At 60.6% G+C, this 25,130-nt stretch carries 27 protein-coding genes; 25 read left to right on the top strand and 2 right to left on the bottom strand.

Features of this window, described 5'->3' with window-relative positions:
• Window positions 1–51 precede the first annotated feature (51 nt).
• From rpsH to bfr, 15 genes are all read left to right on the top strand, one after another.
• Entirely contained in the window at window positions 52–444 is a 393-nt protein-coding gene (rpsH, locus tag HU760_RS21955; RefSeq protein WP_009681971.1) for a 30S ribosomal protein S8, read from the top strand.
• A 12-nt stretch (window positions 445–456) separates the two neighbouring features.
• Window positions 457–990 (top strand): 50S ribosomal protein L6, encoded by a 534-nt coding sequence (gene rplF, locus HU760_RS21950; protein ID WP_186678988.1) that lies wholly within the window; start codon window positions 457–459, stop codon window positions 988–990.
• A gap of 10 nt (window positions 991–1,000) precedes the next feature.
• A complete protein-coding gene (rplR, locus tag HU760_RS21945; protein WP_009397496.1) occupies window positions 1,001–1,351 on the top strand; it encodes a 50S ribosomal protein L18 in 351 nt (116 codons plus the stop codon).
• Between the two features lie 3 nt (window positions 1,352–1,354).
• Entirely contained in the window at window positions 1,355–1,855 is a 501-nt protein-coding gene (gene rpsE, locus HU760_RS21940) for a 30S ribosomal protein S5 (RefSeq protein WP_023382626.1), read from the top strand.
• Between the two features lie 2 nt (window positions 1,856–1,857).
• On the top strand, window positions 1,858–2,034 hold the full coding sequence (gene rpmD / locus HU760_RS21935; RefSeq protein WP_028690238.1) for a 50S ribosomal protein L30: 177 nt from the start codon (window positions 1,858–1,860) through the stop codon (window positions 2,032–2,034).
• A gap of 3 nt (window positions 2,035–2,037) precedes the next feature.
• Window positions 2,038–2,472: a 50S ribosomal protein L15 gene (gene rplO / locus HU760_RS21930; protein WP_023535012.1), complete on the top strand. Its 435-nt coding sequence runs from the start codon at window positions 2,038–2,040 to the stop codon at window positions 2,470–2,472.
• The gene (gene secY / locus HU760_RS21925) at window positions 2,473–3,804 is read left to right on the top strand and encodes a preprotein translocase subunit SecY (protein ID WP_003257108.1); all 1,332 of its coding nucleotides are present in this window, start codon (window positions 2,473–2,475) and stop codon (window positions 3,802–3,804) included.
• Between the two features lie 28 nt (window positions 3,805–3,832).
• Window positions 3,833–3,949: a 50S ribosomal protein L36 gene (rpmJ, locus tag HU760_RS21920; RefSeq protein WP_002555468.1), complete on the top strand. Its 117-nt coding sequence runs from the start codon at window positions 3,833–3,835 to the stop codon at window positions 3,947–3,949.
• A 131-nt stretch (window positions 3,950–4,080) separates the two neighbouring features.
• Window positions 4,081–4,437, top strand: coding sequence for a 30S ribosomal protein S13 (gene rpsM / locus HU760_RS21915; protein WP_003257112.1), 357 nt, complete (start codon window positions 4,081–4,083; stop codon window positions 4,435–4,437).
• Between the two features lie 18 nt (window positions 4,438–4,455).
• Window positions 4,456–4,845, top strand: a complete 390-nt coding sequence (gene rpsK, locus HU760_RS21910; RefSeq protein ID WP_003255454.1) for a 30S ribosomal protein S11 — start codon at window positions 4,456–4,458, stop codon at window positions 4,843–4,845.
• A 15-nt stretch (window positions 4,846–4,860) separates the two neighbouring features.
• On the top strand, window positions 4,861–5,481 hold the full coding sequence (gene rpsD / locus HU760_RS21905) for a 30S ribosomal protein S4 (RefSeq protein WP_087503320.1): 621 nt from the start codon (window positions 4,861–4,863) through the stop codon (window positions 5,479–5,481).
• 22 nt (window positions 5,482–5,503) lie between these two features.
• On the top strand, window positions 5,504–6,505 hold the full coding sequence (locus HU760_RS21900) for a DNA-directed RNA polymerase subunit alpha (protein ID WP_003255452.1): 1,002 nt from the start codon (window positions 5,504–5,506) through the stop codon (window positions 6,503–6,505).
• A gap of 42 nt (window positions 6,506–6,547) precedes the next feature.
• The gene (gene rplQ / locus HU760_RS21895; RefSeq protein WP_003255451.1) at window positions 6,548–6,934 is read left to right on the top strand and encodes a 50S ribosomal protein L17; all 387 of its coding nucleotides are present in this window, start codon (window positions 6,548–6,550) and stop codon (window positions 6,932–6,934) included.
• Between the two features lie 172 nt (window positions 6,935–7,106).
• Window positions 7,107–8,546 (top strand): catalase, encoded by a 1,440-nt coding sequence (locus HU760_RS21890; RefSeq protein WP_186678986.1) that lies wholly within the window; start codon window positions 7,107–7,109, stop codon window positions 8,544–8,546.
• A gap of 163 nt (window positions 8,547–8,709) precedes the next feature.
• Entirely contained in the window at window positions 8,710–9,174 is a 465-nt protein-coding gene (bfr, locus tag HU760_RS21885) for a bacterioferritin (RefSeq protein ID WP_084857331.1), read from the top strand.
• A gap of 31 nt (window positions 9,175–9,205) precedes the next feature.
• Here bfr and uvrA read toward each other — a convergent pair whose 3' ends face one another.
• On the bottom strand, window positions 9,206–12,040 hold the full coding sequence (gene uvrA, locus HU760_RS21880) for an excinuclease ABC subunit UvrA (RefSeq protein WP_186678984.1): 2,835 nt from the start codon (window positions 12,038–12,040) through the stop codon (window positions 9,206–9,208).
• A gap of 129 nt (window positions 12,041–12,169) precedes the next feature.
• Here uvrA and HU760_RS21875 point away from each other — a divergent pair, with 129 nt between their 5' ends.
• Genes HU760_RS21875 through HU760_RS21865 form a run of 3 tightly spaced genes read left to right on the top strand, consistent with a single transcriptional unit; the run spans window position 12,170 to window position 14,740 of the window.
• Entirely contained in the window at window positions 12,170–13,564 is a 1,395-nt protein-coding gene (locus HU760_RS21875; protein WP_186678982.1) for an MFS transporter, read from the top strand.
• 9 nt (window positions 13,565–13,573) lie between these two features.
• The gene (locus HU760_RS21870; protein WP_170027998.1) at window positions 13,574–14,113 is read left to right on the top strand and encodes a single-stranded DNA-binding protein; all 540 of its coding nucleotides are present in this window, start codon (window positions 13,574–13,576) and stop codon (window positions 14,111–14,113) included.
• 18 nt (window positions 14,114–14,131) lie between these two features.
• Window positions 14,132–14,740 (top strand): hypothetical protein, encoded by a 609-nt coding sequence (locus HU760_RS21865; protein ID WP_225932881.1) that lies wholly within the window; start codon window positions 14,132–14,134, stop codon window positions 14,738–14,740.
• A gap of 91 nt (window positions 14,741–14,831) precedes the next feature.
• Here the strand turns inward: HU760_RS21865 and HU760_RS21860 are convergent, their stop codons facing one another.
• The gene (locus HU760_RS21860) at window positions 14,832–16,232 is read right to left on the bottom strand and encodes an aminotransferase-like domain-containing protein (protein WP_186678981.1); all 1,401 of its coding nucleotides are present in this window, start codon (window positions 16,230–16,232) and stop codon (window positions 14,832–14,834) included.
• Between the two features lie 413 nt (window positions 16,233–16,645).
• On the opposite strand from HU760_RS21860, the gene HU760_RS21855 reads away from it, so the two are divergent.
• From HU760_RS21855 to fdhE, 7 genes are all read left to right on the top strand, one after another.
• Window positions 16,646–17,671 (top strand): TauD/TfdA family dioxygenase, encoded by a 1,026-nt coding sequence (locus HU760_RS21855; RefSeq protein ID WP_186678980.1) that lies wholly within the window; start codon window positions 16,646–16,648, stop codon window positions 17,669–17,671.
• A gap of 32 nt (window positions 17,672–17,703) precedes the next feature.
• Window positions 17,704–18,489, top strand: coding sequence for a sulfite exporter TauE/SafE family protein (locus HU760_RS21850; RefSeq protein WP_186678973.1), 786 nt, complete (start codon window positions 17,704–17,706; stop codon window positions 18,487–18,489).
• Window positions 18,490–18,512: 23 nt separating this feature from the next.
• Complete coding sequence (locus HU760_RS21845; RefSeq protein WP_186678971.1) at window positions 18,513–19,274, top strand: SDR family NAD(P)-dependent oxidoreductase; 762 nt, start codon at window positions 18,513–18,515, stop codon at window positions 19,272–19,274.
• A 181-nt stretch (window positions 19,275–19,455) separates the two neighbouring features.
• Window positions 19,456–22,524: a formate dehydrogenase-N subunit alpha gene (gene fdnG, locus HU760_RS21840; RefSeq protein ID WP_186678969.1), complete on the top strand. Its 3,069-nt coding sequence runs from the start codon at window positions 19,456–19,458 to the stop codon at window positions 22,522–22,524.
• The gene (fdxH, locus tag HU760_RS21835) at window positions 22,524–23,474 is read left to right on the top strand and encodes a formate dehydrogenase subunit beta (protein WP_186678966.1); all 951 of its coding nucleotides are present in this window, start codon (window positions 22,524–22,526) and stop codon (window positions 23,472–23,474) included. Before fdnG ends, fdxH begins: the two co-directional genes overlap by 1 nt.
• Window positions 23,471–24,127 (top strand): formate dehydrogenase subunit gamma, encoded by a 657-nt coding sequence (locus HU760_RS21830; protein ID WP_186678963.1) that lies wholly within the window; start codon window positions 23,471–23,473, stop codon window positions 24,125–24,127. The genes fdxH and HU760_RS21830 overlap by 4 nt, the downstream gene beginning before the upstream one ends.
• 4 nt (window positions 24,128–24,131) lie before the next feature.
• Window positions 24,132–25,052, top strand: coding sequence for a formate dehydrogenase accessory protein FdhE (gene fdhE / locus HU760_RS21825; RefSeq protein ID WP_186678960.1), 921 nt, complete (start codon window positions 24,132–24,134; stop codon window positions 25,050–25,052).
• Window positions 25,053–25,130: the final 78 nt, after the last annotated feature.

The raw sequence follows: 25,130 nt of genomic DNA, 5'->3' as shown, positions 1-25,130 counted from the left end.
GGTTGTGATAGCCGCAAGGCTAATAATTCTTGTATCAGGAGCATCTAGCCCATGAGTATGCAGGACCCGTTAGCGGACATGCTAACTCGCATCCGTAATGCCCAGATGGCTGAAAAGTCCGTCGTAAGCATGCCTTCCTCCACCCTGAAGGTCGCGGTTGCCAAAGTTCTGAAGGACGAAGGTTACATCGCTGGCTACCAGGTAACTGGTGAGGCCAAGCCTTCCCTGTCGATCGAACTGAAGTACTTCGAAGGCCGTCCGGTCATCGAGGAACTGAAGCGCTCCAGCCGTCCAGGCCTGCGCCAGTACAAGTCCGTCGCAGAGCTGCCGAAAGTACGTGGCGGCCTGGGCGTGTCTATCGTCTCCACCAACAAAGGTGTGATGACTGATCGCGCTGCGCGCGCTGCCGGTGTCGGCGGCGAAGTTCTGTGCACAGTGTTCTAAGGGGAGATAGGCATGTCTCGCGTCGCTAAGAACCCCGTTAAGCTGCCAGCAGGCGTCGAAGTCAAATTCGCCGGCCAGCAGCTTTCGGTGAAGGGTGCCAAAGGCACTCTCGAACTGAACGTTCACTCGTCTGTTGAAGTTACCGAAGAAGCTGGTGAGCTGCGTTTCGCTGCTCGCAACGGTGACCAGCAAGCTCGCGCCATGGCCGGTACCACCCGCGCTCTGGTGAACAACATGGTCCAGGGCGTAAGCCAAGGCTTCGAGCGCAAGCTCCAGCTGATCGGTGTTGGTTACAAGGCACAGGCCAAGGGCTCCGTCCTGAACCTGGCTCTGGGCTTCTCGCACCCAGTGGACTACGAACTGCCAGCCGGTATCACCGCTGAAACCCCAAGCCAGACCGACATCCTGATCAAGGGTATCGACAAGCAGCTGGTGGGTCAGGTGGCCGCTGAAATCCGCGACTTCCGTCCGCCAGAGCCTTACAAAGGCAAGGGTGTGCGTTACGCGGACGAAGTAGTCCGTCGTAAAGAAGCCAAGAAGAAGTAGGGCCTAGCAAATGACCGACAAAAAAGTTACTCGACTGCGTCGCGCTCGCAAAGCACGCCTCAAGATGCACGAACTCGAAGTCGTGCGCCTGTGCGTGTTCCGCTCCTCGCAGCACATCTACGCCCAGGTCATTTCGGCCGACGGCAGCAAGGTTCTGGCAAGCGCCTCGACCTTGGACAAAGAACTGCGTGATGGCGCCACTGGCAACATCGACGCGGCCACTAAGGTTGGCAAGCTGGTAGCTGAGCGTGCGAAAGCCGCCGGTGTATCTCAAGTTGCCTTTGACCGTTCCGGCTTCAAGTACCACGGCCGCGTCAAGGCGCTGGCTGATGCTGCTCGTGAAGGCGGGCTGGAGTTCTAAGTTATGGCAAATAACGATCAAAAGCGCGACGAAGGCTACATCGAGAAGCTGGTTCAAGTTAACCGCGTTGCCAAAACCGTAAAAGGCGGCCGTATCTTCACCTTCACCGCGCTGACCGTGGTAGGTGATGGCAAAGGTCGTGTTGGCTTCGGCCGTGGCAAGTCGCGCGAAGTACCTGCTGCGATCCAGAAGGCTATGGAAGCTGCTCGCCGCAACATGATCCAGGTTGACCTGAAGGGCACCACCCTGCAGTACGCCACCAAGGCTGCCCACGGCGCCTCGAAGGTTTACATGCAGCCTGCTTCGGAAGGTACCGGTATCATCGCCGGTGGCGCAATGCGTGCTGTCCTGGAAGTTGCTGGTGTTCAGAACGTTCTGGCCAAGTGCTACGGTTCGACCAACCCTGTGAACGTGGTTTACGCCACCTTCAAGGGCCTGAAAGCCATGCAATCTCCTGAATCCATTGCTGCCAAGCGCGGCAAGAGCGTTGAGGAGATCATCTGATCATGGCAACCGTAAAAGTAACGCTGATCAAGAGCACCGCCGGCCGTCTGCCTAACCACAAACTGTGCGTTAAAGGCCTGGGTCTGCGTCGCATCGGTCACACTGTAGAAGTCCAGGATACTCCCGAGAACCGCGGGATGATCAACAAGGCTTACTACATGCTGAAGGTCGAGGGTTAATCGATGAAACTCAATGATCTGAGTCCAGCGCCGGGTTCCCGTCGCGAGAAGCATCGTCCGGGTCGTGGTATCGGTAGCGGTTTGGGCAAGACTGGTGGCCGTGGTCACAAAGGTCAGACCTCCCGTTCCGGTGGCACCATCGCTCCGGGCTTCGAAGGCGGTCAACAGCCGCTGCACCGTCGTCTGCCGAAGTTCGGCTTCGTTTCCCTGAAAGCCATGGACCGCGCCGAAGTGCGTCTGTCCGAGCTGGCCAAGGTGGATGGCGACGTGATCTCCGTGCAATCCCTGAAGGATGCCAATGTGATCGGCCAGAACGTACAGCGCGTGAAAATCATGCTGTCTGGTGAAGTCACTCGCGCAGTCACCATCAAGGGTATCGCAGCCACCAAGGGTGCGCGTGCGGCTATCGAAGCAGCTGGCGGCAAGTTCGAGGAATAAATGGCTAAGCAAGGTGCTCTCTCTTCGCTCGGTAAGGGCGGGATGTCGGAACTCTGGGCTCGTCTGCGCTTTCTGTTCATGGCGATCATCGTCTATCGGATAGGTGCGCATATCCCGGTTCCTGGCATCAATCCAGACCGTCTGGCGGATCTGTTTCGGCAGAATGAGGGGACCATTCTTAGCTTGTTCAACATGTTTTCCGGTGGCGCGCTTGAGCGCATGAGCATCTTTGCACTGGGGATCATGCCGTACATTTCGGCATCGATCATCATGCAGCTGATGACGGCGGTCAGCCCGCAACTGGAGCAGTTGAAGAAGGAAGGTGAAGCTGGCCGTCGCAAGATCAGCCAGTACACCCGCTACGGCACCGTTATCCTGGCACTGGTCCAAGCCATTGGCATGTCCATTGGCCTGGCCAACCAGGGCGTGGCGTTTTCTGTAGGCCTGGGCTTCCATGTCGTCGCCGTCTCCACCTTCGTGGCAGGCGCGATGTTCATGATGTGGCTGGGCGAACAGATCACCGAGCGCGGTGTGGGCAACGGTATCTCGATGTTGATCTTCGCAGGTATCGTTGCCGGTCTTCCGAGAGCAATCGGGCAGTCTTTCGAGTCTGCACGCACAGGCGATATCAACATTTTCGCCCTGGTCGCTATCGGTTTGCTGGCAGTAGCGATTATCGGCTTCGTGGTGTTCATTGAGCGTGGTCAGCGTCGTATCGCCGTTCACTACGCCAAGCGTCAGCAAGGCCGCAAGGTCTTCGCTGCGCAGACCAGCCACCTGCCGCTGAAGGTGAACATGGCGGGGGTTATCCCGGCCATTTTCGCGAGCAGCATTTTGCTGTTCCCGGCTTCGCTGGGTGCCTGGTTCGGTCAGTCCGAAGGTATGGGCTGGCTGCAGGACATCTCGCAGTCGATCGCTCCTGGTCAGCCGTTGAACATTCTGCTGTTTAGTGCAGGGATCATTTTCTTCTGCTTCTTCTACACAGCGCTGATGTTCAATCCGAAAGACGTAGCGGAAAACCTGAAGAAGTCCGGTGCCTTTATTCCGGGTATCCGTCCTGGTGAGCAGTCGGCACGCTACATTGATGGCGTTCTGACCCGTCTGACCATGTTCGGTGCTCTTTACATGATGGCCGTCTGCCTTCTGCCCCAGTTCCTGGTGGTGGCAGCAAATGTGCCGTTCTACCTTGGCGGGACCTCGTTGCTGATTGTGGTAGTGGTTGTGATGGACTTCATGTCCCAAGTACAATCGCACCTCGTTTCGCACCAGTACGAATCCCTGATGAAGAAAGCCAACCTGAAAGGCTACGGTGGCAGCGGTCTGCTGCGCTGATACGCCCCTAAGGTTCGAGGAGTCGGTAATGAAAGTTCGTGCATCGGTGAAAAAGCTGTGCCGTAACTGCAAGATCATCCGTCGCGAAGGCGTCGTACGAGTGATCTGCAGCGCGGAACCGCGTCACAAACAGCGCCAAGGCTGAGTGTGATCTGCGCTTCAAACCCAGCAGCTAGTGTGCTGCTGGGTTGATTATTCGTTTCTACAGCGATATTATCTCGCGCCCTATTTCTTGGCTTCCGGGGCGTAGGTAGCTGTCAATTGGAGTCCCACTGAATGGCCCGTATTGCAGGCGTCAACATTCCAGATAACAAGCATGCTGTTATCTCGCTGACCTACATCTATGGTGTCGGTCGCACTACTGCACAGAAGATCTGTGCAGACGCTGGTGTAAACCCAGCCGCTAAGATCAAGGATCTGAGCGACGAGCAAATCGAAACCCTGCGTGGCGAAGTCGCGAAGTTCACCACCGAAGGTGACCTGCGTCGTGACATCAACATGAAGATCAAGCGCTTGATGGACCTGGGTTGCTACCGCGGCCTGCGTCATCGTAAAGGTCTGCCGGTTCGCGGTCAGCGCACCAAGACCAACGCACGCACCCGTAAGGGCCCGCGTAAGCCGATCCGCAAGTAATCGCCCAGGAATATAGACATGGCAAAACCTGCTGCTCGTCCTCGTAAAAAAGTCAAAAAGACAGTGGTTGATGGCATCGCCCACATCCATGCCTCTTTCAACAACACCATCGTGACCATCACCGATCGTCAGGGCAACGCTTTGTCCTGGGCGACCTCCGGTGGTTCGGGTTTCCGTGGTTCGCGCAAATCCACCCCGTTCGCAGCTCAGATCGCTGCTGAGCGTGCTGGTCAAGCTGCGCTGGAATACGGTCTGAAGAACCTCGACGTGAACGTCAAGGGTCCAGGTCCAGGTCGTGAGTCCGCCGTTCGTGCACTGAACAGCTGCGGCTACAAGATCGCCAGCATCACCGACGTGACGCCAATCCCGCACAACGGGTGCCGTCCGCCGAAGAAGCGTCGCGTGTAATCAGGAGACAGATAAATGGCACGTTACATTGGTCCAAAATGCAAACTGTCTCGCCGTGAAGGCACTGACCTGTTCCTGAAGAGCGGCGTTCGCGCTCTGGAATCGAAGTGCAACATCGAAGCAGCCCCAGGTATCCACGGCCAGCGCCGTGGCCGTCAGTCCGACTACGGTACCCAGCTGCGCGAGAAGCAAAAAGTTCGTCGTATCTATGGTGTTCTGGAGCGTCAGTTCCGCGGTTACTACCAGGCTGCAGCCTCGAAAAAAGGCGCAACCGGTGAGAACCTGCTGCAACTGCTCGAGTGCCGTCTGGATAACGTCGTCTACCGTATGGGCTTCGGTTCGACTCGCGCCGAATCCCGTCAGCTGGTTTCGCACAAAGCGATCAGCGTCAACGGTAAGACTGTGAACATTCCATCCTACCAAGTTCGTCCGGGTGACGTGGTCGCGGTTCGCGAGAAGTCGTCGAACCAGCTGCGCATTGTTCAAGCCCTTGAACTGTGCGCCCAGCGTGGCCGCGTTGAGTGGGTTGATGTGGATGCTGCTAAAAAGTCGGGCGTTTTCAAGAACGTTCCTGCTCGCAGCGACCTGTCTGCCGACATCAACGAGAACCTGATTGTCGAGCTCTACTCCAAGTAAGGGCTAGAAAATAGGTGCATCCATGCAGATTTCGGTAAATGAGTTCCTGACTCCCCGCCACATTGATGTGCAGGTAGTCAGTCCGACCCGCGCCAAGATCACGCTCGAGCCTCTCGAGCGTGGTTTCGGCCATACCCTGGGCAACGCGCTGCGCCGCATCCTGTTGTCCTCCATGCCTGGCTGTGCAGTAGTCGAGGCCGAGATCGATGGCGTACTCCACGAGTACTCCGCGATCGAAGGTGTTCAGGAAGACGTCATTGAAATCCTGTTGAACCTGAAAGGCCTGGCTATCAAACTGCACGGTCGTGACGAAGTTACGCTGACCTTGTCGAAAAAGGGTTCGGGGGTGGTTACCGCTGCCGATATTCAGCTGGATCACGATGTCGAGATCGTCAACCCCGATCACGTAATCGCGAACCTGGCGTCGAACGGCGCCCTGAACATGAAGCTCACCGTAGCTCGTGGTCGTGGTTACGAGCCGGCCGACTCCCGTCAAACCGACGAAGACGAAAGCCGTAGCATTGGCCGTCTGCAGCTGGACGCTTCGTTCAGCCCGGTGCGTCGTATCGCCTACGTGGTCGAGAACGCCCGTGTTGAACAGCGTACCAACCTGGACAAGCTGGTCATTGATCTGGAAACCAACGGCACCCTGGACCCTGAAGAGGCTATCCGCCGCGCTGCGACCATCCTGCAACAGCAGTTGGCCGCGTTCGTCGACCTCAAAGGTGACAGCGAGCCTGTCGTAGTCGAGCAGGAAGACGAGATCGATCCGATCCTGCTGCGTCCGGTTGACGACCTGGAACTGACTGTACGTTCGGCCAACTGCCTCAAGGCGGAGAACATCTACTACATCGGCGACCTGATTCAGCGTACCGAAGTAGAGCTGTTGAAGACTCCTAACCTGGGCAAGAAGTCCCTGACTGAAATCAAGGACGTGCTGGCCTCTCGTGGTCTGTCTCTCGGCATGCGCCTCGACAACTGGCCGCCTGCAAGTCTTAAGAAAGACGACAAGGCGACCGCCTGATCGTCGTAATCACCGAACGTAGTGTTTGGTAAGGAATGAATCATGCGTCATCGTAAAAGTGGACGTCACCTGAGCCGTACCAGCTCTCACCGCAAGGCTATGTTCCAGAACATGGCAGTGTCGCTGATCGAGCACGAGCTGATCAAAACCACCCTGCCGAAAGCCAAGGAACTGCGCCGCGTTGCCGAGCCGCTGATCACCCTGGCCAAGGAAGACAGCGTAGCTAACCGCCGTCTGGCCTTCGACCGTACCCGTTCGAAGTCCGCTGTCGGCAAGCTGTTCAACGACCTGGGCAAGCGTTACGCCACCCGTCAGGGCGGCTACCTGCGCATCCTGAAGTGCGGTTTCCGCGCTGGCGACAACGCTCCTATGGCGTACGTCGAGCTGGTTGATCGTCCGGTCGGCGGTGCTGTAGAAGCTGCTGAGTAAGACGTTCTGTCTGCTACAAAGAACCGGGCCTAGTGCCCGGTTTTTTGTTTCTGGATGTATTGCATATTTCTATTGATGCAAGTTGTGTAATGAATTTGTTCTTGTGGTCTTGCTCGTCAATACTCTCTCCACAGCCGATCAGCCGGCGTATGTAGACCGATAAGGAGAGCCCATGAGCAAGATTCTCACCACCGCCAGCGGTGCCCCTGTAGCCGACAACCAGAATTCCCGTTCCGCCGGCCCACGCGGCCCACTGCTGCTCGACGACTTCCACCTGATCGAGAAGCTTGCCCATTTCAACCGCGAGAACATCCCCGAGCGCCGCGTCCACGCCAAGGGCTCTGGTGCCTATGGCACCTTTACCGTTACTCGCGATATTACGGGTTACACCAGTGCCAAGCTGTTTGAGCAAGTCGGCAAGCAGACCGAGACGTTCCTGCGCTTCTCCACCGTGGGTGGCGAGCGTGGCTCGGCCGATACCGAGCGCGATCCGCGCGGCTTTGCCGTGAAGTTCTACACCGAGGAAGGCAACTGGGACATTGTGGGCAATAACACGCCGGTGTTTTTCATTCGTGACCCGCTGAAGTTCCCCGATTTCATCCACACGCAGAAGCGTCACCCGCAAACCAACCTGAAAAACGCGCAGATGATGTGGGACTTCTGGTCGCACTCCCCCGAGGCGCTGCACCAGGTCACTATCCTGTTCTCCGATCGCGGTATCCCGGACGGCTACCGCCACATGCACGGCTTCGGCAGCCATACCTATAGCCTGATCAATGCCGAGGGGCAGCGGACCTGGGTCAAGTGGCACTTCAAGACCCAGCAAGGCATCAAGAACCTCGCCCCGGCAGATGCCGCACGCCTGGCCGGTACCGATCCGGACTACGCTCAGCGCGATCTCTTCGAAGCGATCGAGCGTGGCGACTATCCGCGCTGGACCGTATGCATTCAGGTAATGAGTGAAGCCGAGGCAGCCAACCGTGACGAGAACCCCTTCGATGTGACCAAGACCTGGTCGCAGAAGGACTACCCGCTGATCGAGGTGGGTGTGCTTGAGCTCAACCGTAACCCGTTGAACTACTTCGCCGAGGTCGAGCAAGCTGCATTTGGCCCGAGCAACATGGTGCCGGGTGTCGGTCTGTCGCCAGACCGCATGCTGCAAGGTCGGGTATTCGCCTACGCTGACGCACACCGCTACCGGGTAGGCACCAACCATCAGCAGTTGCCGGTTAACGCGCCACGTTGCCCGGTTAACAGCTATCAGCGCGATGGCTCGATGGCCAGCGGCACGTACGGCAGCGCGCCCAACTATGAGCCCAACAGCTACAGCAACGCGCCGAAGCAGTCGCCACGCCATGGTGAGCCAGCCCTGGCTCTGGAAGGGGTGGCGGACCGCTACAATCACCGGGAAGACAGCGACTACTACAGCCATGCCGGCGCGCTGTTCCGCCTGATGAATGATGAGCAGAGAGCCCTTTTGATCAGCAACATCGCCGGGACCATGGCAGGTGTAAGCCAGGACGTGATCCAGCGCCAGTTGCAATACTTCTTCAAGGCTGATCCGGCTTACGGCGAAGGAGTTGCCAAGGCTTTGGGCATTGATCTCGCCTGAGTCGAAGTGATAAGAAGAACCGCCCTCATTTGGGCGGTTTTTCAATGAATATCACTACTGTTCAGGTGTTTTTTTGCTTCTTATTGCGCATTTTTCAGTGACCGCAAGTAAAAGCTGGTTCAGACTATGTGCAGTAGACGTTTTCACATGGAGAAGCAGGGCGATGCAAGGCCACCCGGACGTAATCAACTACCTCGTCACGCTGTTGAAGGGCGAACTGGCTGCACGCGACCAGTACTTCATTCACTCGCGTATGTATGAAGATTGGGGGCTGTCCAAGCTCTACGAGCGTATCAACCACGAGATGGAAGAAGAGACGCAGCACGCTGATGCCCTGATGCGTCGTATCCTCATGCTCGAAGGCACACCTGACATGCGCGCGGATGACCTGGAAGTGGGCAGTACCGTGCCGGAAATGATCGAGGCCGATCTCAAGCTCGAATACAAAGTGCGTGCCGCGCTGTGCAAAGGTATCGAACTGTGTGAGCTGCACAAGGATTACGTCAGCCGTGACATCTTGCGCGCGCAGCTGGCTGATACCGAAGAAGACCACACCTATTGGCTCGAAAAGCAGCAGGGGCTGATCAAGGCCATTGGCCTGGAGAACTACCTGCAGTCGCAGATGTAAATGCTGGGGGCGCAAAGCGCCCCCATTTCCGTCAAGCCCGATCCCGCTCCAGAAGCGGTTTCAGGTAATGCCCGGTATAGGACTGCTTCATCTCGCTCAGTTCTTCCGGCGTACCACAGGCAATGATCTGCCCACCTTTCGAACCACCCTCCGGCCCAAGGTCCACCAGCCAGTCCGCAGTCTTGATCACATCCAGGTTGTGCTCGATCACCACCACGGTATTGCCGTGGTCGCGCAGGCGATGCAGCACGTCCAGCAACTGCTGGATATCGGCAAAATGCAGGCCTGTGGTTGGCTCGTCGAGAATGTAGAGGGTCTTGCCGGTATCACGCTTGGACAACTCGCGCGACAGTTTCACCCGCTGTGCCTCGCCACCCGACAACGTGGTCGCCGACTGCCCAAGCTTGATGTAGGACAGCCCCACGTCCATCAACGTCTGTAGCTTGCGTGCCAGCGCCGGTACCGCGTCGAAGAACTCGCGGGCATCCTCGATGGTCATTTCCAGCACTTCGTGGATGTTCTTGCCCTTGTACTTGATCTCCAGCGTTTCGCGGTTGTATCGCTTGCTCTTGCACACGTCGCACGGCACGTAGATGTCCGGCAGGAAGTGCATCTCTACCTTGATCAGGCCATCGCCCTGGCAGGCCTCGCAACGGCCGCCCTTGACGTTGAACGAGAACCGCCCGGGGCCATAACCGCGCGAACGTGATTCCGGGACGCCGGAGAACAGCTCGCGGATAGGCGTGAAGATGCCGGTATAGGTCGCCGGGTTGGAGCGAGGAGTGCGGCCGATCGGGCTCTGATCGATATCCACTACCTTGTCCAGGTGCTGCAGGCCATCCACGCTGTTGTACGGCGCCGCTTCGAGGCTGCTCGCGCCATTCAGGGCGGTGGCGGCCAGTGGGAACAGCGTGTTGTTGATGAGCGTCGACTTGCCCGAGCCGGACACCCCGGTCACGCAGGTCAGCAGGCCGATCGGGATTTCCAGGTCGACGTTCTGCAGGTTGTTGCCACGCGCGCCCTTGAGCTTGAGTTGCAGCTTCTTGTTGCGCGGCGTGCGCTTGGCCGGCACGACGATCTTCTTGCGCCCGGACAGGTACTTGCCGGTCAGCGAGTCGGGGTGGGCCATGACCTCCTGCGGCGTGCCTTCGGCGACGATCTTCCCGCCATGCACGCCGGCGCCCGGGCCGATGTCCACGACGTAGTCGGCCAGGCGGATGGCGTCCTCATCGTGTTCCACCACGATCACTGTATTGCCCAGGTCGCGCAGGTGATTGAGGGTAGCCAGCAGGCGGTCGTTGTCGCGTTGGTGAAGGCCGATGGACGGTTCGTCGAGGATGTACATCACCCCCACCAGGCCGGCGCCGATCTGGCTGGCCAGGCGGATACGCTGTGCTTCACCACCGGACAGGGTATCGGCGCTACGGTCGAGAGTGAGGTAGTCGAGGCCGACGTTGACCAGGAATTGCAGGCGCTCGCAGATTTCCTTGAGGATCTTCGCGGCGATTTCGCCACGGCGACCGGTCAGGGTCAGGGCGCCGAAATAGTTGCTGGCTTCACCGATCGGCAGGTTGGTCACCGCCGGCAGGGTCTTCTCACCCACCCACACATGGCGCGCTTCGCGGCGCAGGCGAGTACCGCGGCAATCCGGGCAGGGCTGGGTGCCGAGGAACTTGGCCAGCTCTTCACGCACGGTGGCCGACTCGGTTTCGCGGTAGCGCCGCTCCAGGTTCGGCACGATGCCTTCGAACGGGTGCGAGCGCTTGACGATGTCGCCGCGGTCGTTGAGGTACTTGAAGTCGACACTCTGCTTGCCGCTGCCCTGCAGGATCACCTTCTGGTGTTCTGCCGAGAGCTCGCCGAACGGCTCTTCCAGGCTGAAGCCATAATGCGCGGCCAGCGAACCGAGCATCTGGAAGTAGTACACGTTGCGCCGGTCCCAGCCGCGGATCGCACCTTCGGCAAGGGTGAGCTCGGCATTGACCAGGCGCTTGGTATCGAAGAACTGCTTGACCCCCAGGCCATCGCAAGTCGGGCAGGCACCGGCAGGGTTGTTGAAGGAGAACAGCTTCGGCTCCAGCTCGCTGATGGCGTGGCCACAGACCGGGCAGGCGAAGCGTGCGGAGAAGATCATCTCTTCGCCCGGTTCATCGTCCATCGGCGCCACCAGGGCGATGCCGTCGGCCAGTTTCAGCGCGGTTTCGAACGACTCGGCCAGGCGCTGTTGCAGGTCGGCACGTACCTTGAAGCGGTCGACTACCACATCGATGCTGTGCTTTTTCTGCTTGTCCAGCTTGGGTAGCTCATCGAGTTCGTAGAGCTTGCCGTTGACGCGTGCGCGGACAAAGCCTTGCGCACGCAGCTCGTCGAATACTGCCAGGTGTTCGCCCTTGCGCTCGCGAACCACCGGGGCCAGCAGCATCAGCTTGCTGCCTTCCGGGCGCTCCAGCACCAGGTCGACCATCTGGCTGATCGTTTGCGCCTCCAGTGGAATATCGTGGTCCGGGCAGCGCGGGGTACCGACGCGGGCATACAACAGGCGCAGGTAGTCGTAGATTTCGGTGATGGTGCCGACCGTGGAGCGGGGGTTGTGCGAGGTCGACTTCTGCTCGATGGAGATGGCCGGCGACAGGCCTTCGATGGTGTCGACGTCGGGCTTTTCCATCATCGACAGGAACTGCCGGGCATAGGCCGAGAGCGATTCCACGTAGCGACGCTGGCCTTCGGCGTAGAGGGTGTCGAACGCCAGGGATGACTTGCCCGAACCGGACAGGCCGGTGATCACGATCAGCTTGTCCCGGGGCAGGGTCAGGTCGATGTTCTTCAGGTTGTGGGTGCGTGCCCCACGAATCAGGATCTTGTCCACTGCGGCCTCGCTCGGCGGGCATAAACAAGGAAGTATACGGCGCGCTGCCAGTACGCGGCAAAGCGTCGCGTAGATGCCGTCAAGCTGTCGGACTGATAGAATCGCCGCCGGTTCACACGAGATTAATCCATGCACGACACCCACAACGAGCGCATGAGTGGCGGCGAAACCCGCGCCGCTGGCGGCCTGGCCCTGGTCTTTGCCTTTCGTATGCTGGGCATGTTCATGGTCTTGCCGGTGCTGGCCACCTACGGCATGGACCTGGCCGGTGCCACACCTGCACTGATCGGCCTGGCCATTGGTGCCTATGGCCTCACCCAGGCCATCTTGCAGATCCCGTTCGGGATGATTTCCGACCGCATCGGCCGTCGACCGGTGATTTACCTGGGGCTGGTGATCTTTGCCCTGGGCAGTGTCCTGGCGGCTCAGGCCGACTCCATCTGGGGGGTGATCGCCGGGCGTATCCTGCAGGGCGCCGGGGCAATTTCCGCCGCGGTCATGGCGCTGCTGTCCGACCTTACCCGCGAGCAACACCGGACCAAGGCCATGGCCATGATCGGCATGAGTATCGGCCTGTCGTTTGCCGTCGCCATGGTCGTCGGCCCATTGCTGACCCGTGCCTTTGGTTTGTCAGGATTGTTCCTCACCACGGCAGGACTTGCCCTGGTGGGTATCCTGCTGATTGCCTTCGTCGTGCCCAATACCCACAGCATCCTGCAGCACCGCGAATCGGGGGTGGCCCGACAGGCCATCGGCCCGACCCTGCGCCACCCGGACCTCCTGCGGCTGGATGCGGGCATTTTCATTCTGCATGCCATCCTCATGGCCAGCTTCGTCGCGCTGCCACTGGCCTTTGTCGAGCGCGGCGGCCTGCCGAAGGAGCAACACTGGTGGGTGTACCTGACCGCGTTGTTCATCTCATTTTTTGCAATGGTCCCGTTCATCATCTACGGCGAAAAGAAGCGCAAGATGAAACGCGTGTTGGCCGGCGCCGTGAGTGTCCTGCTGCTGACGGAGATATACTTCTGGGAGTGGGCTGACGGTTTGCGCGGACTGGTGGTTGGCACCGTGGTATTCTTTACTGCATTCAACCTGCTGGAGGCATCGCTGCCTTCGCTGGTGAGCAAGGTGTCGCCTGCAGGTGGCAAGGGAACGGCAATGGGGGTTTACTCCACCAGCCAGTTCCTCGGCGCTGCCCTGGGAGGAATCCTCGGTGGCTGGTTGTTCCAGCACGGCGGGCTGAACATGGTGTTCCTCGGTTGTGCGGTGCTGTGTGCCATCTGGTTGGTCGTCGCCTTGCGCATGAACGAGCCGCCCTATGTGACCAGCCTGCGCCTGCCGCTGACGCCAGAGGCAGTCCGGGAAGCCGGCCTGACCGAGCGTCTGATGGCCGTGCCGGGTGTGACCGACGCCGTTGTGGTGGCAGATGAAGCCGCCATCTATATCAAACTGGATACGAAAATTTTGGACCGTACGACCCTCGAGCGCCTGGTGAACCCGGCCTCTTCGGCGTGCGAAGCCTAGGAGAACGTTATGGCCCGTGGGGTTAACAAAGTCATTCTGGTCGGCACCTGTGGCCAGGATCCCGAAGTCCGCTACCTGCCCAACGGTAACGCCGTGACCAACCTGAGCCTGGCTACCAGCGAGCAGTGGACCGACAAGCAGTCGGGCCAGAAGGTCGAGCGTACCGAATGGCACCGTGTGTCGCTGTTCGGCAAGGTTGCCGAAATCGCCGGCGAGTACCTGCGCAAGGGTTCGCAGTGCTACATCGAAGGCAAGCTGCAGACCCGCGAGTGGGAAAAGGACGGTATCAAGCGCTACACCACCGAGATCATCGTCGACATCAATGGCACCATGCAGCTGCTCGGCGGTCGTCCGCAGGGCCAGCAGCAGGGCGGTGACCCGTACAATCAAGCTGGCGGCAACTATGGCGGTGGCCAGCAGCAGTACAACCAGGCCCCACGCCAGCAGGCCCCGCGCCCGCAACAGGCCCCTCAGCGCCCAGCGCCGCAACAGCCAGCACCGCAACCGGCGGCTGATTTCGACAGCTTCGATGACGATATTCCGTTCTGATCAGAACAGTTAAGCGTCTTGCAGAACCAAAAACCCAGGGCAAATGCGCTGGGTTTTTTTATGGGCGCTGAAGTATTAACCCTGGGCTGTAAAGCACTTCTGAAGTTCTCGCGGAGCGCTTTTTCGCTTGCCTGGATCGCTAGTATCCACTTTTTGCTGGGGTGGATCATGCAAAGGGCTGAGGAAGAATGCCAGATAGGTCGAATAGATCTGAAGTCAGGTGCACGGAACTATAACGTCCCTGGTTTTTCCGAGATGTATGCGGCTCATCTTGAGGGGCGCGCTGGAGATCCTGTCTTTTATGGCAGACTGCTCATAGCAATTGGTTGCGCAGTCGCGGCGCTGGGCATTGCCATCGCCATATTTGGCCCTGAGGTCATCTATTACGACCTATACTCAGGCCTCACTCTGAGCCAATACATACAACTGTATCCTGGCTTCGTTGCAATTTCCGGCGGAGTGATGATGGCTTGGGGCGGGAAGCTGAGCAATGAAGGCGTTGTTTATCGGGAAGATTTTCTTCTGTCCCGTTACAAGTTCGTAATGGAAGATGAGCGAGATGTTAGCGGTCAGGTGGAAGTTCGGCATCTGGAGGGAGACAACTTCAGCGTATCCCTGAGCTTGTAGTCGGGCGATTCCATACAGGAAAGCAGTTTTGTGTTGTGAAAGGGACGCATGGCGTCCCTGAAAGTGCCACTGCCATCACTACAAGGTTTGCTCAATAGAACAACCGCGGCTCCGGCGAGTCCAGCAGGCTTGCCAGCTTGGTCAGGGCAAAGCCCAGTTCCTGCCGGCTGGGGGCCATCAAGGCGATACGCACCCCGCAGGTGGCACGGCTGCGTTCTGGCAGGAACTGGCTGCCACTGACTACCGTGACGCCGTTATTGCGCGCCAGGTTGGCGAATTCGTCGCTGGTCCATGGCTCGGGCAATTCCAGCCAGATGTGGAAGCTGTTGGGTTGGCTGCGGATCTTGTATTTGCCGAGGATCTCCCGGGCCATTTGCTGGCGCGCCGCTGCCTCGTCCTGTTGAACCCGCACCAGCTGGTCGGCCATGCCGCTGTTGATCAGGTTGCTGGCCAGTTGCGCCATCAGTGGCGACGGCATCCAGACGCTGCTGCGGACCATCGACGACAACCGCGAAAGGGTTTGCGGCGGGGCGTACAGATAACCGATGCGCAGTGCCGGCAGCACACTCTTGGACAAGCTCGTGAGATACACCGAACGCTCGGGTGCATACGCAGCCAATGGCTGGTAATCCGCTGCAGGCTCGAGGAAACCATAGATATCGTCATCGACGATGAAAAGGTCGAACTCACGGGCGATCTCGGCGATCGCCTGGCGCCGGGCATGGGGCATGATCGAGTTGGTCGGGTTCTGGTGGGTGGTGACGCACACCAGCAGCGACGGGCGGTGCTCCAGGCAGGCTGCGCGCAATGCCTCGGGAATCAGGCCGTGCTCGTCCATGGCCACGCCGCGCAGGCGACGGCCCATGCTGTGGGCCAGGGAGATGATGCCTGGGTAGCAGAACGACTCGCACAGCACCACATCGTCGCTTTTCGACAGGCTGCTGATGGCCACCAGCAGGCCGTGCTGGGCCCCTGAAGTCAGCACCACCTGTTGCCAGCGTGCCTCTGGTAGCCAGCGCTGGATCCAGCTAGCACCGGCTTGCTTGTGGGTGGCGTGGCCGCCCTCGGTGACGTAATCGAGCACCTGTGCCAGGCCGGGCGACGCGGCGAGTTCGTTGATGGCACCGCGCAGCCAGTCGGTCATATGGGCATCGTTGGGCTTGATGAGCGAAAGGTCGATCTGCCCACTTTGACGCTCGGCGGGTGCCGGCTGCGGTGCGACGCTTGGTGCAGGGGCAGCGCTTTGCACCGGCCGCTGCGGCAGCACGAAAGTGCCGCGGCCTACTTCGCCTACCACCAGACCACGTTTGGCGGCTTCGTCGTAGGCTCGACCGATGGTGCCGGGCGTGACGTTCAGGGTCTCAGCCAGATCCTTGAGTGTCGGCAGACGCTCGCCGGGCATAAGTCTGCCGCTGCCGATGTCTTGCTCCAAGGCGTCGGCGATCATTAGGTAGACCGGCTGTGCCAGGTCGCTGTAGTGAGGAACCCACATAGAAATGGCACCCAGAAAATGCGATAGCGCGGAAGCCTAGCACGAAAGCTCCAATGGGAGTAATTCTGTTTTTGTGCAGGTAAATTGCATCGATTACGCTGCTGGCAGAAGACGAGTGCCAGCCAGGCGTTTTGCATGACAGTCACAGGGCTAGACAGAAATCTTTTGAAATCAATAGCTTGATTGAATCGATTCAATCGTTCATTTGATTCTGAAAGAAATAAATTGAATCGACGTTATTTTTGAAATTACAATTATTGAGTCGATGCAATCTGCAGGCGCCATGATGGCTCGCCTGCTTTGGCATCGCACCGCTGTGAACGGCTTAACAAAACAACATCGGAAGCCGCTTCTGCCCGGCTTAGAACGACACCGAACGGCTTCGCGCCTGCTCAATGGAATACCAGTTCGAAATGGAAAGCGCACACTTGCAACAAGGGGCCGAGCCTCAGACCTCCCTCGAGATCCGCCTGCCCTGGGTCATCTCCAGTGCCTGGCAAACCCTGCTGAACAACACTCCGCTCGATTTCGAGACGAGCAAGGAACTCTATCCGCAACTCAAGGACCAGGCCGAGGACGTGCTGGGCAGCGCGCTTTGCCAACAGATCCGCAATTTCGTCGAATCACCGCACCTCACCAGCATGATCGTGCGCAACTGCCCACGAGACCGTGATATTCCGCCCACGCCCTATTCGGGGGTGCTCAGTCCGCGTAGCACACCTATCGCCTGCCTGGTCAGCCTGACCATGCAGAGCCTGATGGGCATCCACCCGGTCGTCTACGAAGGAGAGAATGACGGCCGTCTGTTTCGCCATGTCATTCCTTCGCGCAGCTCGTCCAGCCACAAGAGTTCCCATGGCTCGCGCCTGCGGTTTTCCTACCATGTGGACAACCCGGACCTGCCGCTCTCCAGCGAACCTCTCGGTGCAACATCCTGCTGCCCGGAGTACCTGTCCTTCTTCGGCATGCGCTGCGACCCGCGCATCAGCACCACCCTGGTCAACCTCGATGCGGTGATCGCCGCGCTGCCGGCATCGACGGTGCGTGAGCTTTGCCTGCCGCAGTTCGAAATTCGACGTCCGGACTCGTTTGCCAGCAACCGTCGCCATACGGCCGAGCTGCCGGTCCTGGCGCGTGGCCATGCAGGGGAATGGTTGTGCCGCTTCGACAGCGAGAACACCCACGGTCTCAACCTGCGTGCCGAGCAAGCCTTGGGCAATCTGCGCAGCGTGCTGGAAAGCCGCCGCTTCGATGAGCCGCACCTGCTGTTGCCAGGCGATTTCATGGTGTTCAAGAACCAGCGCGTGCTGCACGCCCGCGATGGCTTCGAGCCGCAGAACGACGGCGCCGACCGCTGGCTGTTGCGCGTGTTCGCAGTCAACGACCTGAGCCGCGTGCATTTCGCCCGGGCCGACCATCTCTACGAAGTTCTCTCCTGATCCCCCTTCACTGACTCGATGGAAGTATTGTTATGGAACTGTTAGGCGCTTTCTGGGCGGAACACTGGTTACTCGCCATCCTCATGCTGGGCGCGATTGCCTTCATCGCCGGCTTCGTCGACAGCATCGCCGGGGGCGGCGGGTTGTTCCTGGTGCCGGGCTTCCTGCTGGTCGGCATGCCGCCGCAAGTGGCCCTTGGCCAGGAAAAACTGGTGAGTACCCTAGGCACACTGGCTGCTATCCGCAACTTCCTGGCCAACAGCAGGATGGTCTGGCAGGTGGCCTTGGTCGGCGTGCCGTTCTCGTTGCTCGGAGCCTACCTGGGGGCGCACCTGATCGTGTCGATTTCCCAGGAGACCGTAGGCAAGATCATCCTGGCGCTTATCCCCTTCGGCATCCTCATCTTCCTCACGCCGAAGGATCGCCCGGTCGAGGAACGCGAGCTGTCGTCGCGCATGCTGTTTACCGTGGTCCCGCTGACCTGCCTGGCCATCGGTTTCTATGACGGCTTCTTCGGCCCTGGTACCGGCAGCATGTTCATCATCGCCTTCCACTATCTGCTGCGCATGGACCTGGTCTCCAGCTCGGCCAACTCCAAGACCTTCAACTTCGCGTCCAACATCGGTGCGCTGGTGGCCTTTGTCATGGCCGGCAAGGTCGTATACCTGCTGGCGCTGCCGCTGGTGGCCTGCAACATCCTGGGTAACCACCTGGGCAGTGCACTGGCCCTGCGCAAGGGTAACGAGGTGGTGCGCAAGGCGCTGGTGTTCTCGATGCTCTGCCTGTTCACCAGCCTCGGCGTGAAGTACCTGGCCTGACCCCATCCCATAGGAGACAACTGATGAAAACCGCATTTGTAACCGGCGCTTCCGCAGGCTTTGGCCGTGCCATCTGTCGCACCCTGGTCGGCAAGGGCTATCGGGTGATCGGCGGTGCCCGGCGCATGGACAAGCTGCAGTCGCTGGAAGCCGAGCTGGGGGTCAATTTCATCCCGCTGGCGCTGGACGTCACCGACCCTGCGTCGATCGCGGCCGCGATGGCGCAGATCCAGGACGCATCGCTGCACATCGACCTGCTGGTCAACAACGCCGGGCTGGCGCTGGGCGTAGATCGTGCCCAGGCCAGCAGTGCGGAAAACTGGCAGCGCATGATCGACACCAACATCACCGGCCTGGCCATGGTCACGCACAAGATCCTGCCACAGATGGTCGAAGCCGACAGTGGCATGATCATCAACATCGGCTCCATTGCCGGCACCTACCCCTACCCGGGCGGTAACGTCTATGGTGCCAGCAAGGCCTTCGTCCGGCAGTTCAGCCTCAACCTGCGCGCCGACCTGGCCGGTACTCGGGTGCGGGTGAGCAACATCGAGCCGGGGCTGTGCTCGGGCACCGATTTCTCGGTGGTGCGCCTCAATGGCGACCTGGAGGCCGTGCAGGCCCTGTACCGTGACGTACAGGCCATTCTGCCCGAAGACATTGCCGCCACGGTGGCCTGGATTGCCGAGCAGCCGGGGCATGTGAATATCAATAGCGTCGAGATCATGCCCGTGGCGCAGAGCAGCGCGGCGCTGAATGTGGTACGCAACCTGCCGCGTTGCTGATTGGCCAGTGGTGGATGGCATAGGCAAGGTCAGCAACCAAGGCTGTAGCTGACCCAGGTCATCGCAGCTTCGCGATTCTTGGCTAGTCTTACCTGTTGGCAGCCATCAATTGGCCGTCACCGTGACTACCAAGAGGCGCCGGCCAAGTTCCGTGCGTCCACCACCTGATCAGGAGTGCACGATGGACCTGAACCGTCGGCAATTCTTCAAGGTCGCCGCCGTCGGCCTTGGAGGCTCGAGCCTTGCGGCGTTGGGCATGGCCCCGACACCGGCATTCGCCGAGCAGGTGCGTCACTTCAAGCTGGCGCATACCAAAGAAACCCGCAACACCTGCCCCTACTGCTCGGTCGGCTGTGGCCTGATCATGTACAGCCAGGGTGATGCGGGCAAGAACGTCAAACAGAACATCATCCATATCGAAGGTGACGCCGACCATCCGGTCAATCGCGGCACCCTCTGCCCGAAAGGCGCCGGCCTGCTGGACTTCATCCACAGCCCGAGCCGCCTGCAGTACCCCGAGGTACGCAAGCCGGGCAGCAAGGAGTGGGTGCGGGTCAGCTGGGACGAGGCGCTCGACCGCGTCGCCGAGCTGATGAAGCAGGACCGCGATGCCAACTTCATCGAGAAGAACGCCCAGGGGCAAACGGTAAACCGCTGGCTCACCACCGGTTTTCTCGCGGCTTCCGCCGCCTCCAGCGAGGCGGGCTACCTGACCCACAAGGTCATCCGCGCAACAGGCATGCTGGGGTTCGATAACCAGGCACGTGTCTGACATGGCCCGACGGTGGCAAGTCTTGCCCCGACGTACGGCCGTGGCGCCATGACCAACCACTGGTCCGATATCGCCAACGCGAATCTGGTCCTGGTGATGGGTGGCAACGCAGCAGAAGCGCACCCGTGCGGCTTCAAGTGGGTGACCGAGGCCAAGGCGCACAACAAGGCGCGGCTGATCGTGGTCGACCCGCGGTTTACCCGTACCGCTTCGGTGGCGGACTACTACGCGCCAATCCGCACCGGCACCGACATCGCGTTCATGGGCGGGCTGATCAACTACCTGCTGAGCAACGACAAGATCCAGCACGAATACGTGCGCAACTACACCGACGTGTCGTTCATCGTCAAAGAGACCTATGGTTTCGAGGACGGGCTGTTCAGCGGCTATGACGAAGCCAAGCGCGTGTATGCCGACAAGTCCGGCTGGGGCTACGAGCTGGGTGAGGACGGTTTTGCCAAGGTCGATCCGACCTTGCAGCACCCGCGTTGCGTGTTCCAGCTGATGAAGCAGCACTACAGCCGCTACACCCCGGAACTGGCCAGCATGACCTGTGGCATGCCGCAGGACGCCATGCTGAAGATCTGGGAAGAGATCGCCACCTGCTCGGTACCGGGCAAGACCATGACGATCCTCTACGCACTCGGTTGGACGCAGCACTCGATCGGCGCGCAGATCATTCGCAGCGCGGCGATGGTCCAGTTGCTGCTGGGCAACGTCGGCATGCCGGGTGGTGGGGTCAACGCCTTGCGCGGCCACTCCAACATCCAAGGCCTGACCGACCTCGGCCTGCTGTCCAACTCGCTGCCGGGTTACCTGACCCTGCCCGGCGATGCCGAACAGGACTACGCCGCCTACATCGACAAGCGCGCCTCCAAGCCACTGCGCCCGGGCCAGCTGTCGTACTGGCAGAACTACGGCAAGTTCCACGTCAGCCTGATGAAGGCCTGGTACGGCGCCAACGCCACGGCAGAAAACAACTGGGGCTACGACTGGCTGCCCAAGCTCGACGTGCCAGCCTACGACGTGCTGCGCATGTTCGAGATGATGGGCCAGGGCAAGGTCAACGGCTACATGTGCCAGGGCTTCAACCCGATTGCCGCGCTGCCGGACAAGAACCGTGTCACCGCGGCCCTGGGCAAGCTCAAGTGGCTGGTGATCATGGACCCGCTGGCCACCGAGACTTCGGAGTTCTGGCGCAATGCCGGGCCGTTCAACGACGTCGACACGGCCAATATCCAGACCGAAGTGATCCGCCTGCCCACCACCTGCTTCGCCGAGGAAGACGGTTCGCTGGTCAACAGCAGCCGCTGGCTGCAGTGGCACTGGAAGGGCGCCGACGGCCCAGGCGAGACCCGCACCGACGTGCAGATCATGAGCGAGCTGTTCCTGCGCCTGCGCCAACGCTACCAGGCCGAGGGCGGCGCCTACCCGGACGCGCTGATGAACATCAGCTGGCCATACAAGATCCCCGCAGAGCCATCCCCGGAGGAATTGGCCAGGGAAATGAACGGCTGGGCAGTGACCGACGTCACCGACCCGACCGGCGCAGTGATCAAGGCCGGCCAGCAGCTGGCCGGTTTCGGCCAGTTGAAGGACGACGGCAGCACCGCGTCCGGCTGCTGGATCTTCGCCGGCTGCTGGACCGAGCAGGGCAACCAGATGGCTCGCCGCGACAATAGCGACCCGTACGGCATGCACCAGGTGCAGAACTGGGCCTGGGCCTGGCCAGCCAACCGCCGCATCCTCTACAACCGTGCCTCCAGCGACCCGCAAGGCAAGCCGTGGGACGCCGAGAAGAAGCGCCTGGTATGGTGGAACGGCAAGGCCTGGACCGGTACCGACGTGCCCGACTTCAAGGTCGACTCGCCGCCCGAGGCCGGCATGAACCCGTTCATCATGAACCCCGAGGGCGTGGCGCGGTTCTTCGCCATCGACAAGATGGCCGAGGGGCCGTTCCCCGAGCACTACGAGCCGTTCGAGACGCCGATCGGTATCAACCCGCTGCATCCGCAGAACAAGAAGGCCACCAGCAACCCGGCCGGGCGTATCTTCGATTCGGTGTGGGACACCCTCGGCAAGCACGAGGAGTTCCCGTACGCGGCGACCACCTACCGGCTGACCGAGCACTTCCACTTCTGGAGCAAGCATTGCCGGCTCAACGCCATCGCCCAGCCCGAGCAGTTCGTCGAGATTGGCGAGGTGCTGGCCAACGAGAAGGGCATCAAGGCCGGCGACCGGGTGCGGGTGTCGAGCAAGCGCGGGCATATCGAGGCGGTGGCGGTGGTGACCAAGCGGATTCGCCCGCTCAAGGTCAACAACCAGACCGTGCACCAGATCGGCATCCCGTTGCACTGGGGCTTCACCGGTACCACCCGGCACGGCTACCTGACCAACACCCTGGTGCCGTTCCTCGGTGACGGCAACACGCAGACGCCGGAGTCCAAGTCGTTCCTCGTCAAAGTGGAGAAACTCTGATGGCCAGCCAAGACATCATCGCCCGCTCGGCCACCACCACCGTACCGCCTTCGGTACGCCAGCAGCAGGAAGTCGCCAAGCTGATCGACACCACCAAGTGCATCGGCTGCAAGGCCTGCCAGGTGGCGTGTTCGGAGTGGAACGAACTGCGTGACGAGGTCGGCCACAACCACGGCACCTACGACAACCCCCAGGACCTCACCGCCGAGACCTGGACCCTGATGCGTTTCACCGAGCACGAGCGCGACGACGGCAACCTGGAGTGGCTGATCCGCAAGGACGGCTGCATGCATTGCGCCGAGCCAGGGTGCCTGAAGGCCTGCCCGAGCCCGGGCGCGATCATCAAGCACGCCAACGGCATCGTCGATTTCAACCAGGACCACTGCATCGGCTGCGGTTACTGCATCACTGGCTGCCCGTTCAACATCCCGCGGATCTCGCAGAAGGACCACAAGGCGTACAAGTGCACCCTGTGTTCCGACCGGGTGACCGTGGGCCTGGAACCGGCCTGTGTGAAAACCTGCCCGACCGGGGCGATCGTGTTCGGCAGCAAGGACGAGATGAAGGTGCATGCCGCCGAGCGCATCGTCGACCTGCAGTCGCGGGGCTACGACAAGGCCGGGTTGTATGACCCGGACGGCGTCGGCGGTACCCATGTGATGTATGTGCTGCACCATGCCGACACGCCGAAGCTGTACGCCGGCCTGCCGGACCAGCCGGTGATCAGCCCGCTGGTAGGGTTGTGGAAGGGCATTACCAAGCCGCTGGCGCTGTTGGCCATGGGCGCGGCGGTGCTGGCCGGGTTCTTCCACTATGTGCGGGTCGGGCCACAGCGCGTGGAGGAGGACGAGCACCCGGCACCGCCCGACGAAAGCGTGCATCAGGTGGACCCGTCGGTGCATGTCTATGACCCGACCAGGCCCGGTGGCCAGGAGGAGCAGCGACCATGAACGACAACAAACCCATCCTGCGCTACAACGCCAACGAACGCAGCAACCACTGGGTCGTCGCGATCCTGTTCGTCCTCGCCGGGCTGTCCGGGCTGGCGCTGTTCCATCCAGCGCTGTTCTGGCTCAGCCATTTGTTCGGCGGCGGGCCATGGACGCGTATCCTACACCCGTTCCTGGGCATGGCCATGTTCGTGTTCTTCCTCGGCCTGGTGCTGCGCTTCTGGCGCGCGAACTTCATCACCGCCAACGATCGCCTATGGCTGCGTCGTATCGATCGGGTCATGCTGAACAAGGAGGACGGCGTACCGCCGATCGGCAAATACAACGCCGGCCAGAAACTGCTGTTCTGGACCCTGCTGGTGTGCATGCTGATCCTGTTGCTCAGCGGCGTGGTGATCTGGCGTGCCTGGTTCAGCCAGTACTTCGACATAGGCGCCATTCGCCTGGCCACCTTGCTCCATGCCCTGGCGGCGTTCGTGCTGATCCTCAGTATCATCGTGCACATCTACGCCGGCATCTGGATCAAGGGCTCGGTCGGCGCCATGCTGCATGGCTGGGTCAGCCGCGCCTGGGCGCGCAAGCACCATGAGTTGTGGTACCGCGAAGTGACCGGCGACAAGACCCCGGGCAGTCACGGACGGAAAGAAGGATGAGCGCTTGAGCACGATACTCGAACCCGGGCAGATCGAAGCGTCGGCGGTGATGCCGCCGTTTCTGCATCTGCCCCCTGGCAACCTGTTCGAGCTGCGCGCCGCGCGCCTGGAACAGCTGGCCGAGGGCAATGCCCTTGGCGATTACCTGAAGCTGGCGGCCCGGTTGTGCCGCATTCAGCAGCAGCTTGTGGATAACCCACCCGGCGATATGCCGGTGGCCGAGCAGCGTCAGCGCCTGTGCATCAGTCATGGGTTGCCGCCGCTGGCGGCTGACAGCCTGGTGCGCGAAGGTCCGTGGCTGGCCTGGTTGCAGGCCTTGCTTGGCCACTTTGACGCGGACACCAGCGGTCCGTTGGGGGAGGCGCTGCAAGCCCTGCGCAGCAGTGGCGACGATCAACGCAAGGGCTGGGGTATCGCCTTGCTTGCCGGCCAGTACGATGCCGTGCCTGCGGCGTTGGTGCCATTTCTCGGCGCCGCGTTGCAGGCGGCCTGGGGCAGCTGGCTGCTGGCACTGCCCGCGCCCGAACTCAAGCCTGCCGGCAGCCTGGCGCAGTGCCCGGCCTGTGGTTCACCAGCAATGGCCGGGGTGGTGCGCAACCGTGGCAAGCACAATGGCCTGCGCTACCTGGCCTGTTCGCTGTGTGCCTGTGAATGGCATGTGGTGCGGGTCAAGTGCGTGTATTGCGAGTCGAGCAAGGACTTGCGCTACACCAGCCTCGACGACGATCGCCATGCCCCGGGCAAGGCGCCGTTGCGGGCCGAGTGCTGCCCCGCGTGCAAAAGCTACCTGAAGCACAACTACCTGGAAAACGACGCGGCCGCCGAGCCCCTGGCCGACGACCTGGCCAGCCTGGCGCTGGATATGCGCCTGGACGAGGAGGGCTTCCATCGGTTGGCACCGAACCTGATGCTCGCGCCCGGGTAGTGGGTGAGTGTCTACACTGTAAGACCGAGTCGCCTTCTTCGCGGGTAAACCCGCTCCCACAGGTACCGCGCAAGCCTC

It is taken from the genome of Pseudomonas oryzicola (assembly GCF_014269185.2).
In the GTDB taxonomy this organism is placed as follows: Bacteria; Pseudomonadota; Gammaproteobacteria; order Pseudomonadales; family Pseudomonadaceae; genus Aquipseudomonas; species Aquipseudomonas oryzicola.
This window is presented reverse-complemented; position numbering and strand designations above follow the sequence as displayed.

Excerpts from the sequence above, each read along its gene's own strand:
- rpsH (WP_009681971.1), top strand. The coding sequence starts at position 52 with ATGAGTATGCAGGACCCGTTAGCGGACATGCTAACTCGCATCCGTAAT.
- rplF (WP_186678988.1), top strand. The coding sequence starts at position 457 with ATGTCTCGCGTCGCTAAGAACCCCGTTAAGCTGCCAGCAGGCGTCGAA.
- rplR (WP_009397496.1), top strand. The coding sequence starts at position 1,001 with ATGACCGACAAAAAAGTTACTCGACTGCGTCGCGCTCGCAAAGCACGC.
- rpsE (WP_023382626.1), top strand. The coding sequence starts at position 1,355 with ATGGCAAATAACGATCAAAAGCGCGACGAAGGCTACATCGAGAAGCTG.
- rpmD (WP_028690238.1), top strand. The coding sequence starts at position 1,858 with ATGGCAACCGTAAAAGTAACGCTGATCAAGAGCACCGCCGGCCGTCTG.
- rplO (WP_023535012.1), top strand. The coding sequence starts at position 2,038 with ATGAAACTCAATGATCTGAGTCCAGCGCCGGGTTCCCGTCGCGAGAAG.
- secY (WP_003257108.1), top strand. The coding sequence starts at position 2,473 with ATGGCTAAGCAAGGTGCTCTCTCTTCGCTCGGTAAGGGCGGGATGTCG.
- rpmJ (WP_002555468.1), top strand. The coding sequence starts at position 3,833 with ATGAAAGTTCGTGCATCGGTGAAAAAGCTGTGCCGTAACTGCAAGATC.
- rpsM (WP_003257112.1), top strand. The coding sequence starts at position 4,081 with ATGGCCCGTATTGCAGGCGTCAACATTCCAGATAACAAGCATGCTGTT.
- rpsK (WP_003255454.1), top strand. The coding sequence starts at position 4,456 with ATGGCAAAACCTGCTGCTCGTCCTCGTAAAAAAGTCAAAAAGACAGTG.
- rpsD (WP_087503320.1), top strand. The coding sequence starts at position 4,861 with ATGGCACGTTACATTGGTCCAAAATGCAAACTGTCTCGCCGTGAAGGC.
- HU760_RS21900 (WP_003255452.1), top strand. The coding sequence starts at position 5,504 with ATGCAGATTTCGGTAAATGAGTTCCTGACTCCCCGCCACATTGATGTG.
- rplQ (WP_003255451.1), top strand. The coding sequence starts at position 6,548 with ATGCGTCATCGTAAAAGTGGACGTCACCTGAGCCGTACCAGCTCTCAC.
- HU760_RS21890 (WP_186678986.1), top strand. The coding sequence starts at position 7,107 with ATGAGCAAGATTCTCACCACCGCCAGCGGTGCCCCTGTAGCCGACAAC.
- bfr (WP_084857331.1), top strand. The coding sequence starts at position 8,710 with ATGCAAGGCCACCCGGACGTAATCAACTACCTCGTCACGCTGTTGAAG.
- HU760_RS21875 (WP_186678982.1), top strand. The coding sequence starts at position 12,170 with ATGCACGACACCCACAACGAGCGCATGAGTGGCGGCGAAACCCGCGCC.
- HU760_RS21870 (WP_170027998.1), top strand. The coding sequence starts at position 13,574 with ATGGCCCGTGGGGTTAACAAAGTCATTCTGGTCGGCACCTGTGGCCAG.
- HU760_RS21860 (WP_186678981.1), bottom strand. The coding sequence starts at position 16,232 with ATGTGGGTTCCTCACTACAGCGACCTGGCACAGCCGGTCTACCTAATG.
- HU760_RS21855 (WP_186678980.1), top strand. The coding sequence starts at position 16,646 with ATGGAAAGCGCACACTTGCAACAAGGGGCCGAGCCTCAGACCTCCCTC.
- HU760_RS21850 (WP_186678973.1), top strand. The coding sequence starts at position 17,704 with ATGGAACTGTTAGGCGCTTTCTGGGCGGAACACTGGTTACTCGCCATC.
- HU760_RS21845 (WP_186678971.1), top strand. The coding sequence starts at position 18,513 with ATGAAAACCGCATTTGTAACCGGCGCTTCCGCAGGCTTTGGCCGTGCC.
- fdxH (WP_186678966.1), top strand. The coding sequence starts at position 22,524 with ATGGCCAGCCAAGACATCATCGCCCGCTCGGCCACCACCACCGTACCG.
- HU760_RS21830 (WP_186678963.1), top strand. The coding sequence starts at position 23,471 with ATGAACGACAACAAACCCATCCTGCGCTACAACGCCAACGAACGCAGC.